This is a genomic window from Salipiger sp. (genome assembly GCF_048261495.1).
GTDB lineage: Bacteria > Pseudomonadota > Alphaproteobacteria > Rhodobacterales > Rhodobacteraceae > Salipiger.
The window spans coordinates 448525-462523 of sequence record NZ_JBLXFX010000003.1 but is presented as its reverse complement, the minus strand read 5'-3'; the positions used below and the strand labels follow the sequence as shown (position 1 = coordinate 462523).

14 protein-coding genes are annotated in these 13999 nt (G+C 68.5%); 7 read left to right on the top strand and 7 right to left on the bottom strand.

From position 1 onward, the window contains the following. Positions 1-104: 104 nt before the first annotated feature. Both ACN0RJ_RS08885 and ACN0RJ_RS08880 read right to left on the bottom strand, forming a co-directional pair. Positions 105-1022 carry an NAD(P)-dependent oxidoreductase gene (locus tag ACN0RJ_RS08885; protein ID WP_417720906.1) on the bottom strand — a complete coding sequence of 306 codons (918 nt, stop codon included), beginning with the start codon at positions 1020-1022 and terminating at the stop codon, positions 105-107. Positions 1023-1102: 80 nt separating this feature from the next. Continuing rightward, positions 1103-1864 carry an SDR family oxidoreductase gene (locus ACN0RJ_RS08880; protein WP_417720907.1) on the bottom strand — a complete coding sequence of 254 codons (762 nt, stop codon included), beginning with the start codon at positions 1862-1864 and terminating at the stop codon, positions 1103-1105. 191 nt (positions 1865-2055) lie between these two features. On the opposite strand from ACN0RJ_RS08880, the gene ACN0RJ_RS08875 reads away from it, so the two are divergent. From ACN0RJ_RS08875 to denD, 7 genes are read left to right on the top strand one after another with little or no spacing between them, the layout of a single operon-like run. Next, positions 2056-2658 (top strand): LysE family translocator, encoded by a 603-nt coding sequence (locus tag ACN0RJ_RS08875; RefSeq protein WP_417724039.1) that lies wholly within the window; start codon positions 2056-2058, stop codon positions 2656-2658. After that, positions 2655-3851 (top strand): mandelate racemase/muconate lactonizing enzyme family protein, encoded by a 1197-nt coding sequence (locus tag ACN0RJ_RS08870; RefSeq protein ID WP_417724038.1) that lies wholly within the window; start codon positions 2655-2657, stop codon positions 3849-3851. Before ACN0RJ_RS08875 ends, ACN0RJ_RS08870 begins: the two co-directional genes overlap by 4 nt. A gap of 1 nt (position 3852) precedes the next feature. Beyond that, a complete protein-coding gene (locus ACN0RJ_RS08865; protein WP_417724037.1) occupies positions 3853-4761 on the top strand; it encodes a dihydrodipicolinate synthase family protein in 909 nt (302 codons plus the stop codon). Beyond that, positions 4761-6128 (top strand): FAD-binding oxidoreductase, encoded by a 1368-nt coding sequence (locus ACN0RJ_RS08860; RefSeq protein ID WP_417724036.1) that lies wholly within the window; start codon positions 4761-4763, stop codon positions 6126-6128. The genes ACN0RJ_RS08865 and ACN0RJ_RS08860 overlap by 1 nt, the downstream gene beginning before the upstream one ends. A 12-nt stretch (positions 6129-6140) precedes the next feature. Then, the gene (locus tag ACN0RJ_RS08855; protein WP_417724035.1) at positions 6141-7292 is read left to right on the top strand and encodes a fumarylacetoacetate hydrolase family protein; all 1152 of its coding nucleotides are present in this window, start codon (positions 6141-6143) and stop codon (positions 7290-7292) included. Beyond that, a complete protein-coding gene (locus ACN0RJ_RS08850; protein WP_417724034.1) occupies positions 7289-8209 on the top strand; it encodes a sugar kinase in 921 nt (306 codons plus the stop codon). The genes ACN0RJ_RS08855 and ACN0RJ_RS08850 overlap by 4 nt, the downstream gene beginning before the upstream one ends. Next, on the top strand, positions 8206-9162 hold the full coding sequence (gene denD / locus ACN0RJ_RS08845; protein ID WP_417724033.1) for a D-erythronate dehydrogenase: 957 nt from the start codon (positions 8206-8208) through the stop codon (positions 9160-9162). The genes ACN0RJ_RS08850 and denD overlap by 4 nt, the downstream gene beginning before the upstream one ends. A gap of 160 nt (positions 9163-9322) precedes the next feature. Here the strand turns inward: denD and ACN0RJ_RS08840 are convergent, their stop codons facing one another. From ACN0RJ_RS08840 to ltnD, 5 genes are all read right to left on the bottom strand, one after another. Then, positions 9323-10258 (bottom strand): 2-hydroxyacid dehydrogenase, encoded by a 936-nt coding sequence (locus ACN0RJ_RS08840; RefSeq protein ID WP_417724032.1) that lies wholly within the window; start codon positions 10256-10258, stop codon positions 9323-9325. An 84-nt stretch (positions 10259-10342) separates the two neighbouring features. Beyond that, positions 10343-11122 carry a hydroxypyruvate isomerase family protein gene (locus ACN0RJ_RS08835; protein WP_417724031.1) on the bottom strand — a complete coding sequence of 260 codons (780 nt, stop codon included), beginning with the start codon at positions 11120-11122 and terminating at the stop codon, positions 10343-10345. Beyond that, positions 11122-11766, bottom strand: coding sequence for an aldolase (locus tag ACN0RJ_RS08830; protein ID WP_417720917.1), 645 nt, complete (start codon positions 11764-11766; stop codon positions 11122-11124). The genes ACN0RJ_RS08835 and ACN0RJ_RS08830 overlap by 1 nt, the downstream gene beginning before the upstream one ends. Beyond that, complete coding sequence (gene otnK, locus ACN0RJ_RS08825) at positions 11763-12992, bottom strand: 3-oxo-tetronate kinase (RefSeq protein ID WP_417724030.1); 1230 nt, start codon at positions 12990-12992, stop codon at positions 11763-11765. The genes ACN0RJ_RS08830 and otnK overlap by 4 nt, the downstream gene beginning before the upstream one ends. Continuing rightward, complete coding sequence (gene ltnD / locus ACN0RJ_RS08820; RefSeq protein ID WP_417724029.1) at positions 12992-13885, bottom strand: L-threonate dehydrogenase; 894 nt, start codon at positions 13883-13885, stop codon at positions 12992-12994. Before ltnD ends, otnK begins: the two co-directional genes overlap by 1 nt. Between the last annotated feature and the right edge of the window lie 114 nt (positions 13886-13999).

The window sequence follows — 13999 nt, the reverse complement described above, 5'->3', positions numbered from 1 at the left end:
GTCCCCGCCCCTGCCCGTCCCGGACGGAAAAAGGGCAAAGGTCCGCCCCTTGCCCTTCTTCTTGTTCCAAATACGCAGCCTTCAACGGCCGCGAGGCCGGGATGTCAGCGCTTCGCCGCCTCCTCGGCCATGTCGATGCCGGAAAGCCGCGCCATGTGATCCCCGAGCATCGGTACATAGTCGTCGCCATGCCCGATCGCCTCCACATGCGCGAAATACTGGCGCGTGGCGGCGGCGATCAGCGACAGCGCCCCGGCATCCGCCGCCATGGCATTGGCATAGCGCACATCCTTCGAGGCATTGGCGATCGAGAACTTGTGCGCGTCCCGATCCCGGTCGACGGTGTACTTCATGAAGGTGTCGAAGAACCCGTTGCCGAGACGGGACGACCCGATCACCCGCCGCACGGTCTCGGGCGGCAGGCCGACCTTGGCGGCCAGGACCGTCGCCTCGCCGTACAGCGCCGCATAGCTCATCGAGATCAGGTTCATGATCAGCTTCATCTTGTGCCCCGACCCGGCGGGACCGACGCGGTTGATGTTGCCCGCCCAGCATTCCAGGATCGGACGCACCCGCTCGAAGGCCGCATCCGAACCGCCCACCATGGCGTCCAGCTGGCCCTCCTCGGCTTCCTTCGGCGTCCGCCCGAGCGGCGCATCGACGATCTCGCCGCCCTTCTCCACCAGCGCCGCGACCAGCTTCATGGTCGAGACCGGATCGGCCGTCGAGCAATCCACCACGATCAGGCCGGGCCGCGCCCCGGCGAGAATGCCGTCCTCGCCGTGATAGACCGCCTCGATCTGGGGCGAGTTCGACAGGCAGAGATGGATGACATCGCAGCGCTCGGCCATTTCGCGCGGGGTCGCCACCTCCTCGGCACCCTGCGCCAGCAGGTCCTCGACGGGCGCACGGTTGCGGTTGCCCTTCACCACCAGCGGATAGCCGCCCTTCAGGATGTTCTTCGCCATGCCGTGGCCCATCAGGCCCACGCCGATGAACCCGACAACAGGTTTGTCACTCATCTCTTTCCTCCCTTGAGATCTCTTGCCCGACGGGACGGTGGGCGGGGCGCCTTGCGAAGCAACAGCGCCGCGCACCGTCCTCAGAGGCTTGCGGTGATGCCGCCATCCACGAACAGCGTATGCCCGTTCACGAAGCTCGACGCGGCCGACGACAGGAAGACGCAGGCCCCCACCAGTTCCTCGACCCTGCCCCAGCGCCCGGCGGGCGTGCGCTTTTCGAGCCAGGCGGAAAACTCCGGGTCCGCCACCAGCGCCGCGTTCAGCGGCGTGTCGAAATAGCCCGGCGCGATGGCGTTGCAGTTCAGCCCGTGCTTGGCCCAGTCCGTCGCCATGCCCTTGGTCAGGTTGGTGATCGCCCCCTTGGTCGCCGTGTAGGGCGCGATTCCCGGACGTGCCAGCGCCGACTGCACCGAGGCGATGTTGACGATCCGTCCCGCACCGCGCCCGATCATGTGGCGCGCGCAGGCCTGGCCGACGTGGAAAGCGGAATAGACATTGGTCTGCATCAGCCGGTCGAAGGCCTCGGCGGGGAAATCCTCCAGCGGCGCGCGATGCTGCATCCCGGCGTTGTTCACCAGGATGTCGATCGCACCGTGCTCGGCCTCGTAGCCGTCCACCGCCGCGCGCACGCCGGCGTGGTCGGTCACGTCGAAGGCCAGCGTGTCCACGGTCAGCCCCTCGGCCCGCAGCGCCGCCGCCGCCTCGTCCAGGCGCGCCGCGTTGCGGGCGTTCAGCACCACCGACGCCCCCGCCTGCCCCAGCCCGCGCGCCAGCGCGAAACCGATTCCCATCGACGAGCCGGTGACGAGCGCCCTGCGCCCGCCAAGATCGAAAAGTTCCATGCGTCCTCCTATGACAGCCCCCGCATCGCGTCGCGGATGCTTGACATTCCGGGGCTGGACCGTTTCCCTGAAAATGGTATACCAAAACGGCGGCGATGCAAGCGGGGCCGGAACCCGCACGACGCGACCTGGGAGGGATCCGTGAAAAACACGCGCAACGGGCGGTCTTCGGCCCGCCGGAAGGGTCTGGCATGCTGACCTTCGCGGCGGCCGTGATCCTGCTCATCATCACCCCGGGCCCGGGCGTGCTGTCCATCGCGGGCGTCGGCGCGGCCTATGGCTGGCGCGGCGGCCTGCGCTACGGCGCGGGGCTGTTCCTCGGCACCAACTGCGTGCTGGTGGCGGTCGTCACCGGGCTTGCCGCGATCATCCTGTCGGTGCCCGCGGTGCGCACCGTGCTGATGGTCGCCTCGGTCGCCTACCTCGTCTACCTCGCCGCGCGCATCGCCTTTGCCGGCAGCCGCATCGCCTTCATCGAGGCCAGGACCGCCCCCGGCGTCCGCTCCGGCCTGCTGCTCCAGGCGATCAACCCCAAGGCCTATGCGGTCAACACCGCCCTGCTCACCGGGTTTTCCTATGCCGCCGGATCTCCCGCCTTCGAGCTGACGACCAAGATCCTCATCATGAACGCGATCTGGCTGCCGATCCATCTCGGCTGGCTCTGGGCCGGGGTCACGCTGAACCGGCTGAACCTCAGCTACCGCACGCAGCGGCTGATCAACTACGGCATGGCCACGGCAATGCTCGCCGTCGTCGCCATGGCGCTGGTATCGACCTTCGGGGGGGCGCAATGAGGATCACCGCGCTGGAAACCGTCCGCATCCGCGAACGCGCCAACCTGCTCTGGCTGCTCGTGCATACCGACGAGGGCATCACCGGGCTGGGCGAGACCTTCTTCGGCGTGCAGGCGGTCGAGGCCCATGTCCACGAAACCCTCGCCCCGCTGATGCTGGGGCAGGACCCGCGGCGCATCGAACACCTCGCGCGGCGCGCCGAAGGCTATCTCGGCTGGCGCTCCACCGGCGCCGAGATGCGCGCCGGTTCGGCCTTCGACATCGCGCTTCATGACCTCTGGGGCAAGGCCACCGGGCAGCCCGTGGCGCAGCTTCTGGGCGGCTTCACCCGCGACAGCATCCGCACCTACAACACCTGCGCCGGCCTCGACTACATGAAGGAGGACGCAGGCCAGCAGACCGGCAATTACGGGCTGGGCGCGGGCGGACCCTTCGACGATCTGAACGGCTTCCTGCACCGCGCCGACGAACTGGCGGAATCGCTGCTCTCCGAAGGCATCACGGCGATGAAGATCTGGCCCTTCGATGCCGCCGCCGAGGCGAACGCGGGCCAGCACATCAGCGCGGCGGAGCTCAAGACCGCGCTGGAACCCTTTGAAAGGATACGCAAGGCGGTCGGGGACCGGATCGACATCATGGTCGAATTCCACTCCATGTGGCAGCTCACCCCGGCCAAGCGGATCGCGCAGGCGCTCGCCCCCTACAAGACCTACTGGCACGAGGACCCGATCCGCATGGACAGCCTCGACCTGCTGCGCGACTACGCCGCCGTGTCGCCCGCGCCGGTCTGTGCCTCCGAGACGCTGGGCGGGATCGGCGCCTTCCGCGACCTGATGGAGACCCGCGCGGCCGGCATCGTCATGCTGGACCTGTCGTGGTGCGGCGGGCTGACCGCCGCCCGCAAGGCCGCCGCGATGGCCGAGGCGCACAAGCTGCCGATCGCGCCGCACGACTGCACCGGTCCGGTGGTGCTTGCCGCCTCCACCCACCTCAGCCTCGCCATGCCGAACGCGCTGATCCAGGAAAGCGTGCGCGCCTACCTGCGCAGCTGGTACGGCGAGGTCGTGACCGCGCTGCCGACCGTCACCAACGGCTGCATCACCGTGCCGCCCGGCCCCGGTCTGGGCCTGGATCTGCACCCCGACCTCGACAAGAAATTCCAGACATACCGTAAAGTTACGAAGGAAAGCTGAGATGAAGTATACCGGCTGCTGGCCCGTTGTTCCGACCCCGTTCCACGATGACGGCTCCGTCGATCTCGAAGGCATGAAGCGCGTGCTCGACTGCACGATCGACATGGGCGTGGACGGCATCTGCATCCTCGCCAACTTCTCGGAACAGTTCCTGATCTCGGACGAGGAACGCGCCACCCTGACCAGACTCTGCCTCGAACACGTGGCGGGCCGGGTGCCGGTGATCGTCACCATCTCGCACTACGCCACGCCCATCGTGGTGGAGCGCGCCAGATACGCCAGGTCGCTGGGCGCCGACATCGTGATGATGATGCCGCCCTACCACGGCGCCCTGCTCAAGGGCACGGCCGAACAGACCTTCGAGCAGTTCCGCCAGGTGGGCGAGGTCGGCATTCCGATCATGCTGCAGGACGCGCCGCTGTCGGGCGTCGACCTTCCGGTGCCGCTGCTGGTCAGGATGGCCAACGAGATCGAGATGTTGAAGCTGTTCAAGATCGAATGCCCGCAGGCCGCGGCCAAGCTGCGCAGCCTGATCGCCGAGGGCGGCGCCTCCATCGAGGCGCCCTTCGACGGCGAGGAGGCGATCACCCTTCTGGCCGATCTCGACGCGGGGGCCACGGGCTGCATGACCTCGGCCATGATCCCCGACCAGATCCGGCCCATCGTGGTCGATTTCCTTGCCGGCGAGCGCAAGAAGGCCATCGACGGCTATGCCCGCGTCCTGCCCGCGATCAACCACGAGAACCGCCAGTGCGGCTTCCGCTCGGCCAAGCACGCGATGATGGTCGGCGGCGTGATCAAGTCGGCCTTCTGCCGCCACCCCATCGCGCCGCTGCATCCCGACACCGCGTCGATGCTCATCGAACTCATCACACCGCTCGATCCGGTGGTTCTCAACTGGGGCAAATGATGGATGCTTTGAAGGAGCTGGCGGAGGTCTTCGGCCCCCGCTTCACCACCTCGGACAGTGCGCTGCGGCAGAATTCCCGCAACGAATCCCACTTTCCCGAGGCCGCGCCCGATGCGGTGATCTGGCCCGAGACGACCGAGGACGTGGTGCGCGTGGTCAAGGCCTGCGCCGCCGGGGGCATTCCGGTGACGGCGATCGGCGTCGGTTCGTCGCTCGAAGGTCAGCACCTGCCGGTCAAGGGCGGGGTCAGCCTCGATTTCTCTCGGATGAACAAGGTGTTGCAGGTCAATGCCGAGGATCTGAACGCGGTCGTGCAACCCGGAGTCACCCGCACGCAGCTCAATGACGAACTGCGCGCGACCGGGCTGATGTTCCCGGTCGATCCGGGCGCCGACGCCTCGCTCGGGGGGATGGCGGCGACGCGCGCCTCGGGCACCACGGCGGTGCGCTACGGCACCATGCGCGAAAACGTTCTGGCGCTGGAAGCGGTGATGGCCGACGGCACGGTGATCCGCACCGGCAGCAAGGCGCGGAAATCCTCGTCCGGCTATGACCTGACCCACCTGCTCGTCGGCTCCGAAGGCACGCTGGGCATCATCACCGAACTCACCGTCAAGCTGCAGGGCGTGCCCGAGGCGATGGCCGCGGCCACCTGCCGTTTCGAGACGGTCGAGGATGCGGTGAACTGCGTGATCCTCGTCATCCAGACCGGCCTGCCGATGGCGCGGATCGAACTGGTGGACGAGATGATGGTGCGCGGCTTCAACCTTCACGCCGATGCCGGGCTTCCTGAAAAGCCGCATCTTTTCCTGGACTTCCACGGCACTCCTGAAGGAGTGAATGAACAGGTCGGCATGTTCCGCGAGATCGCCGCCGATTTCGGCGCCGAAGCCTGGGCCGAAGCCAAGACCACCGAGGCGCGCAATGCCCTCTGGAAGATGCGCCACAACGGCCATTACGCCACCGCCGCCATCGCGCCGGGCAAGCGCACGCTGGCGACCGATGTCTGCGTGCCGATCTCGCGGCTGGCCGAAGCGGTGACCACCGCACAGACCCTGTCGCGCGAGATGGGCATTACCTGCACCATCGTCGGCCACGTCGGGGACGGCAATTTCCATTGCGGCGTCCGTTTCGACCCCGAGGATGCCGAAGACCTCGCCCGCACCCATGCCTTCGCCGGCCGGCTGAACGAGCTTGCACTCGCGCTCGGCGGCACGGTATCGGGCGAGCACGGCATCGGCCTCGGCAAGCAGAAATACATGGCTGCCGAACATGGCCCCGCCCTGGGATACATGCGGGCGATCAAGGCCGCGCTGGACCCGCAGGGCATTCTCAATCCGGGCAAGCTTCTGCCCCCCGGCAACTGACGGAGACGCGACATGCTCCCCCATTCCAATCCCACCCCCGAGGCGCTGCTGGTCGGCCGCGTCTGGCGACCCGGCATCGGCCCCGCCCTCGTCGCGCTGCGCGGCGAGACGCTGGTCGACATCACCTGCCCCGCCTTCCCGACGATGCGCGATCTGCTGGAACAGGACGATCCCGCGGCGGCCCTGCGCGGCGCATCCGGCGAGGAGATCGGCACGCTGGCCGACCTGCTGCCCGGTTCCGGCGAAGGCGCCGGCGAGGAGGTGCTGCACCTGCTCGCACCCTGCGACCTCCAGGCGGTCAAGGCCAGCGGCGTGACTTTCGCGCAGTCCATGGTCGAGCGCGTGATCGAGGAACAGGCCGCCGGCGATCCCGACAAGGCCGAGGCGATCCGCGCCAAGGTGCAATCGGTGATCGGCGACAGTCTCTCGGGCATCGAACCCGGTTCGCCCAAGGCGATGGAGGTCAAGCGCGTCCTGCAGGCCGAGGGCATGTGGTCCCAGTATCTCGAGGTCGGCATCGGCCCCGACGCCGAGGTCTTCACCAAGTCCCAGCCCATGGCCGCCGTCGGCTGGGGTGCGACCGTGGGCCTGCACCCGATCTCGCGCTGGAACAACCCCGAGCCCGAGATCGTGCTGGCGGTCAATTCGCGCGGCGAGATCCTCGGCGCGACGCTCGGCAACGACGTGAACCTGCGCGATGTCGAGGGGCGGTCGGCGCTGCTTCTGGGCAAGGCCAAGGACAACAACGCCTCCTGCGCCATCGGGCCGTTCCTGCGCCTGTTCGACGCGAGCTATTCGCTCGACGACGTGCGCCGGGCCGAACTGACCATGACCGTGACGGGCACCGACGGCTTCACGCTGAACGGTGCCTCCTCCATGTCGAAGATCAGCCGCGACCCGGCGTCCATCGTCGGCCAGACCATCGGCCGGCACCACCAGTACCCGGACGGCTTCCTGCTGTTCCTCGGCACGCTCTTCGCCCCGACCGAGGACCGCGACGCGCCCGGCCAGGGCTTTACCCATCACATGGGCGACGTGGTGACGATCTCGGAACCGGCGCTCGGCGCGCTGTCCAACACCGTGCGGCTGTCGACCGAAGCGCCGGAATGGACCTTCGGCACCTCGGCCCTGATGCGCAACCTTGCCGGGAGGGGGCTTCTGTGAGCAGCTTCATCGCGCTCGGGGAGATCATGGTGGAGCTCGCCCAGACCGGCGAGGCCAGCTATCGCCGCGGCTTCGCGGGCGACACCTTCAACACCGCCTGGTACGCGCGCCGTCTGCTGCCCGAGGACTGGTCGGTGAGCTACGGCACCTGCGTCGGCGAAGATGCGGTCAGCGACGAGATGCTGGCCTTCATCGCCGCCCAGCGGGTCGACATCACCACGATCCGGCGGCTGCAGGACCGGACAGTCGGCCTCTACATGATCTCGCTGAAGGACGGAGAGCGCAGCTTTTCCTACTGGCGCGGTCAGTCGGCGGCCAAGACGCTGGCCGACGATCTCGGCTGGCTCGACGGCATCCTGAAGGGCCGCGAGATGATCCATTTCTCGGCGATCACCCTGGCCATCCTGCCGCCCGAGAAGCGGGAGTATTTCTGCGGCGCGCTGACCCGCGCCCGCCAGAAGGGCGCGATCGTGGCCTTCGACACCAACCTGCGCCCGCGCCTCTGGGAAGGTCCCGAAGCGATGCGCAAGGGTCTGATGCTGGGCGCGCGCACGGCGGACATCGTGCTGCCCTCCTTCGACGAGGAAGAGGCGCTGTTCGGCGACACCTCCCCGCAGCAGACCCTCGCCCGCTACCGCGAGGCGGGGGCCGAACTGGTGGCGGTGAAACAGGGCGGCGGCGACCTGGTGCTGTGGCAACGCGACTCCGGCGACGCGGTGATCCCGCCGGTCCGGGTCGATACCGTGGTCGACACCACGGCGGCGGGCGACAGCTTTGCCGCCGGGCTGCTGGCGGGGCTCGCAACGGGAAAACCGGCGGGGGACGCGGCGCAGGACGCCATGGCCCTTGCCGCAAAGGTCATCCAGTCGACCGGGGCGCTGGTCCCGGCGATTTTCGAAAACGGAGGAGAGCAATGAATATTCTCATCATCGGCGGCGGCGGTGTCGTCGGCCAGAAACTCGGCGCCAAGCTGCTGGAACGCGGCACGCTGGACGGCAAGGCGATCTCGAAGCTGGTGCTGGCCGACATCGTCGACCCGGCGCCCATGGACGGGGCCGAAACCACCACCTGCGACATCGCCGACCCGGCCTCGGTCGCGGCCTGCATCACGCCCGAAACCGACGTGATCTTCCTGCTCGCCGCCATCGTCTCGGCCCATGCCGAGCAGGATTTCGACCTCGGCTACAAGATCAACCTCATGGGCACCTGGAACGTGCTGGAACGCGCGCGCGCGCTCGGCACGGTGCCGAAGGTGGTCTTCACCTCCTCCATCGCGGTCTACGGTGGCGAGGCGAAGGATCCGCTGGGCGATTGGTCGCAGATGAACTCGCAGGGCTCCTACGGCGTGCAGAAGGCGATGGGCGAACTGCTGGTCAACGACTTCTCCCGCAAGGGCTTCGTCGACGGCCGCGGCTTCCGCCTGCCCACCATCTCGGTGCGCCCGGGCAAACCCAACCGCGCCGCCTCCAGCTTCATGTCCTCGATCCTGCGCGAGCCGCTGAACGGTCAGGAAGCGATCTGCCCCGTGGGCAAGGACTATCTGCACTACTACCTCTCGCCGCGCAAGTGCGTCGAGAACCTGATCAAGGGTGCGGAAATCGCCAAGGCCGACCTCGGGCACAACGTCTGCATGCAGATGCCCGGCAAGATGTGGTCGATCGGCCAGCTCGTCGACGCGATGGAAAAGGTCGCCGGCCCCGAGCCGCTGAAGCTCATCCGCTGGGAAAGCCAGCCGGAGATCGAGGCCATCGTCAAGGGCTGGCGCTACGACATCCACGCCGACAAGGCGCTGGCCCTCGGCCTCACCGCCGACGACAGCTTCGAGGACAACGTGCGCTACTACCTCGAAGACGACAAGCCGCAGGCCTGATCGCCAGCGAAGGGCCGGGACACCCCCGGCCCTTCTTCTTGTTGCAAATACGCAAAAGACGCGGCCACGAGCAAAAAGGCGCGGGTGGAGAGTACCCCTCTCCACCCGCGCAAATCTTTTCCAAAAGATTTGCAAATTCCTCGCAAGGAATTTGCGGCGCTCAGTTCACCGGTGTCACGAGGTCCCTGCCCTCGAGAAATGCCAGGATGTTGGAGCGCTGCAGCTTGCCCATCTCGGTCCGTGTCTCTCGCGTCGCCGAGGCCTGGTGCGGCTGAAGCACCGCGTTTTCGAGCTTGGCAAAGCGCGGATCCGGGTTCGGCTCGTTCAGGAACACGTCCAGCCCGGCGCCTTCGATGCCGCCGCTCTCGAGCAGATCCAGCATCGCGCCCTCGTCGATCGTCGTCCCGCGCGAGATGTTGATCAGCACGCCCTTCGGCCCCAGCGCCTCCAGAACCTCGCGGGTCACGTATCCCGCGGTTTCCGGCCCGCCCACCAGCGCGACAACGAGATAGTCCACCGATTTCGCCAGCGACACCGGATCGGCATGGAAGGTCCAGCCCGGCGTCTCCTTCTCGGAGCGCGAATGGTAGTGCATCTCCATCTTGAACGCCGCCAGCCGGTCGGCGATCTCGCGTCCGATCCGGCCCATCCCGAGTATCCCGGCCCGCTGTCCGCTCATCTTGCGCTGCAGCGGATGCGCGCCCTCCCGGCCCCAGGCACCCGAGCGCAGCCGCGCCTCGGCGCCGCGCATGTCGCGGCAGTAATCCAGCAGCATCGCCACGGCCAGGTCCGCCACGTCGTCGTTCAGCACATCCGGCGTGTTGGTCACCTTGATGCCCCGCGCGTCGGCCGCCGACACGTCGATGGCATCGTAGCCCACGCCGAAATTCGCGATCAGCCCGAGGTTCGGAAAGGCGTCCATCTCGGTCCCGCCGAACGGTGTGTGGCCGTAATAGGCCACCGCCGTCACCCCGGCGCGCTCGGCCTCGGGCAGGGCCAGCGCCTCGGGCATCGACCCCGCCTGCGCCCAGCCCAGTTCCGCCACCGCGTCGCGGCTCATCTGTTCGATTCCGTTGATCGTCAGAACCTTGCTCATGTCCCCATCCTTCTTCGGTTAGACAAATATCCCGGGGGTGAATTGGCCGCAGGCCAAGAGGGGGCAGCGCCCCCTGCCCCCGCCTCAGGCCAGCGCGGCCCGCATCGGACCGAGCCATCCCAGCCCCCCGGCGGTCGAACCGCCGCGCGGCTTGTATTCCGCCCCCACCGGCGCCGACCATCCGGCCTCGGCGAATCCGCCGAGAAGGCGCTCGAAACAGATCTCCCCGCCGTCCGGTTCACCCCGATCCGGCACGGCGGCGATCTGCACGTGGCCGATCACCTCCCGATGCGCAAGAAAGCGCAGGGACAGGTCGCCCTGCATGATCTGCGTATGATAGCAGTCGAACATGATCCTGAGATTGTCCCGCCCGAGCGCCTCGACGATCTCGGCCGCGTGTTCGACCCGGCTCAGGTGATAGCCCCAGGCGTCGCGCAGGTTGATCGGCTCGATCAGCACCGCCATGCCCTTCATCGCCGCAAGGTCGCAGGCATGGGCCAGGGTGGCGCGATAGGCCGCTTCGGCCGCCGCGCCGCCATCGGTGCGCCCGGCCATCACGTGCACGTTCGCCGCGCCGATCGCCGCGCCGTACTCGACCGCCTGCTCCACCGCCGCGCGGGCCTCGTCCTCGCGCCCCGCCAGTGCCGCCAGCCCGAAATCCCCGGCCGCAGTGTTGCCCGGCACGGTGTTCAGACCCAGCATGGCGAGGCCGGTCTCCTCCAGCGCCGCCTTCACCTCGGCCGCGGGCACGTCATAGGGAAAATGGCATTCCACCGCGTCGAACCCGTCGCGCTTGGCCGCGCGGATACGGTCCGGAATGGGCAGCTCGGTGTACAGGAACCCGATATTGGCCGAAAACAGCATCAATCCCACTCCACATCGAATTTGGTCACGACCTGGCGCACCTGATCGGGCGTCAGCATCTTCGGATGAGCGCCGCGCAGCAGCAGCGCCAGCTTCGCGGTCTCTTCCAGTTCTTCCATCGCGTAGACCGCGGCTTCGAGATCCTTCGCCGCCACCACGGGACCGTGGTTCGCCAGCACCACCGCCGAGCGCCGTCCAGCCAGCCCGCGCACCGCGTCGCCCATCGCCGGATCGCCCGGCACGAAGAACGGCAGAAGCTGCACCTTGCCCAGCCGCATCACCGAATAGGCGGTCAACGGCGGCAGGAGGTTATCGGCCTCGGCCTCGGGCATCATCGACCAGGCGACGGCATGGGAGGAATGCAGATGCACCACCGCCCCCGCCTTGCTGCGCGTCTCGTAAAAGGCCGCGTGCAGGTTCATTTCCTTGGTCGGCTTGTCGCCGGCGATATGATTGCCGCGCGGGTCGAACCGCGACAGCCGCGCCGGATCGAGCTTGCCGAAACTCGCCCCGGTCGGCGTCACCAGCAGGCCCCCGTCCTCGGTCCGGGCCGAGATGTTGCCCGAGGCACCCCCGGTCAGGCCGCGCGCGAACATCGAGGCGGCCTGCCAGCAGATCGCCTCGCGCAGATCGCTTTCGCTCATGCGTCGCGCTCCATCACGCGCGCCGCCTTGGCAAAGAAGTCCGGCGCGCCGAAATTGCCGGATTTCAGCGCCAGCACCAGCTCGCCCGAGGCCCGCATCACCGGCACGCCGGGGTCGATCTCCGGCCCGATCTCCAGCGCCTCGGGGGCCAGCGCCTCGACCACCGCGCCCGAGGTTTCGCCCCCGGCGGTGATCAGGCGCGTCACCCCGCCCGCGACCAGCGCCCGCGCGGTTTCGGCAAAGAAGCCCTCCAGCGCGGCGGCAACCCTTTCGCGGCCGTGCTGCGCCTGCGCGGCCTTCACCACCTCCGGCTCGGCCGAGGAATAGACCAGCGGCAAGCCGTCCTGCGCCAGCGCCCAGTCCGCCGCCTCGCGGGGCGACAGCCCGCCCAGCACCTCCTCGGCGGTGACCTCGCGTTTCGGCCCGTCGTGCCGCGCCACCTGCGCCCGCGTCGCGTTCGAGCACGAGCCCGAGACCGCGGCGACCCTGCCACCCTGCCCGGTCCAGTGCCCCGCCGCGCCCGACAGCGCGAAATTGCCCGGCAACCCCATGGCGATGCCCGACCCGCCGGTCAGCAGCGGCATGCCCTTCAGCGCCTTGCCCCAGGTCATCAGATCCTCGTCGCGGATCGCATCGGCGATGACGAGGCGCCGGCCCTCCGCCGCTTCCGCCGCCAGCGCGGCGCGGATCGCCTCCGGCCCCTGCCAGACGGTCGCCGCCTTCACCAGCCCCACCGGGCCCGAGGCCTGCGCCGCCAGCACCCGGCGCAGGTCCGGGTCGGTCATCGGCGTGAGCGGATGGTTCTCCATCCCGGAGTCCGACAGCAGGCGGTCGGCCACGAAGAGGTGGCCCATGTAGAGGGTGCGCCCCGCCGCGGGAAAGGCCGGGCAGAAGATCACCGATTCCGCGCCCAGCGCCTCGGCCAGCGCCTCGGCGACCGGGCCGATGTTGCCCTCGGCGGTGCTATCGAAGGTCGAGCAATACTTGAACAGGAATTGCGTGCAGCCCTGCGCCTTCAGCCAGTCCAGCGCGGCGAGCGACTGCGCCACGGCCTCGGCCGCCGGGATCGAGCGCGACTTCAGCGCCACCACCCCCGCCTCGACCCCCGGTTCCGCCGGGCCCGAGGGCACACCCACGTATTGCACCGTGCGCATGCCCTGCTTGACCAGCGTGTTGCCCAGATCCGACGACCCGGTGAAATCGTCTCCGATGCAGCCCAGCAGCATCAGGCGTCTCCCGGCAGTTTCAGCCCGGCGGCGCGGGCATAGACGCGCACCACGGCGGCATCGTCCACGAGGCCGTCCCCGGCTTCGGCCGCGGCGCGGAACTGCCCCAGCGCGGCGCCGGTCATCGGCACCGGCATCCCGGCGCTTTCGGCGATTTCCGACACGATCCCCAGATCCTTCGGCCAGATGTTCACCGCCGAGCGGGTCTCGTAATCGTTCTCCACGATATGCGGGCCGCGGTTCTCGAACATCCAGCTCGTTCCCGCCGAGACCGAGACCACGTCGAGGATGCGCTGCGCCTCCAGGCCCTGGCTGATGCCGAGGGCAAAGGCCTCGCCCATCGCCGCCAGGTGAACACCCGCGAGCAGCTGGTTCACCGCCTTCATCGCGCTGCCCGCCCCGGCCTCGTCGCCGAGCGCATGCACGGTCGAGGACATGGCGTCCAGCGCCGGCCGCGCCGCCGCAAAGGCCTCGGCCGGTCCGCTCGCCATGATCGACAGCTCGCCGCTGGCCGCGCGCCCTGTCCCGCCCGAGACCGGCGCGTCGAGATAGAGCAGGCCGCGCGCCGCCGCCTCGGCCGCCAGCGCGCGCGCAGCGGCGGGAGGGATCGTCGCGCAGGCGATGATGACCGCCCCGGGCTTCAGGTGGTCGGCCGCACCGCCCGCCCCGAACAGAACCTCGCGGGTCTGGGCGGCGTTCAGAACCACGCAGACCAGGATATCGCTCGCCCCGGCCGCCTCGGCGATGGTGCCCGACTTGCCGCCACCGGCGACAAAGGCCTCCATCCGCGCCTCGGAGATATCCAGCCCCCAGACCTCATGGCCCGCCCGCAGCACGGAATTGGCCATGCCAATGCCCATCGAGCCAAGCCCGATCACGGTCACAATCGCCACGGCACCCCCTCCCAATTTTGGTATACCAAAATCAGGATGGAGCTTCCGTCAGCGGGTGTCAATGCGGCGCGCTCATGGAATCGGCAACTTTTCGACCCGCACCAGCCCGTCGTC

Excerpts from the sequence above, each read along its gene's own strand:
- ACN0RJ_RS08885 (WP_417720906.1), bottom strand. The coding sequence starts at position 1,022 with ATGAGTGACAAACCTGTTGTCGGGTTCATCGGCGTGGGCCTGATGGGC.
- ACN0RJ_RS08880 (WP_417720907.1), bottom strand. The coding sequence starts at position 1,864 with ATGGAACTTTTCGATCTTGGCGGGCGCAGGGCGCTCGTCACCGGCTCG.
- ACN0RJ_RS08875 (WP_417724039.1), top strand. The coding sequence starts at position 2,056 with ATGCTGACCTTCGCGGCGGCCGTGATCCTGCTCATCATCACCCCGGGC.
- ACN0RJ_RS08870 (WP_417724038.1), top strand. The coding sequence starts at position 2,655 with ATGAGGATCACCGCGCTGGAAACCGTCCGCATCCGCGAACGCGCCAAC.
- ACN0RJ_RS08865 (WP_417724037.1), top strand. The coding sequence starts at position 3,853 with ATGAAGTATACCGGCTGCTGGCCCGTTGTTCCGACCCCGTTCCACGAT.
- ACN0RJ_RS08860 (WP_417724036.1), top strand. The coding sequence starts at position 4,761 with ATGGATGCTTTGAAGGAGCTGGCGGAGGTCTTCGGCCCCCGCTTCACC.
- ACN0RJ_RS08855 (WP_417724035.1), top strand. The coding sequence starts at position 6,141 with ATGCTCCCCCATTCCAATCCCACCCCCGAGGCGCTGCTGGTCGGCCGC.
- denD (WP_417724033.1), top strand. The coding sequence starts at position 8,206 with ATGAATATTCTCATCATCGGCGGCGGCGGTGTCGTCGGCCAGAAACTC.
- ACN0RJ_RS08840 (WP_417724032.1), bottom strand. The coding sequence starts at position 10,258 with ATGAGCAAGGTTCTGACGATCAACGGAATCGAACAGATGAGCCGCGAC.
- ACN0RJ_RS08835 (WP_417724031.1), bottom strand. The coding sequence starts at position 11,122 with ATGCTGTTTTCGGCCAATATCGGGTTCCTGTACACCGAGCTGCCCATT.
- ACN0RJ_RS08830 (WP_417720917.1), bottom strand. The coding sequence starts at position 11,766 with ATGAGCGAAAGCGATCTGCGCGAGGCGATCTGCTGGCAGGCCGCCTCG.
- otnK (WP_417724030.1), bottom strand. The coding sequence starts at position 12,992 with ATGCTGCTGGGCTGCATCGGAGACGATTTCACCGGGTCGTCGGATCTG.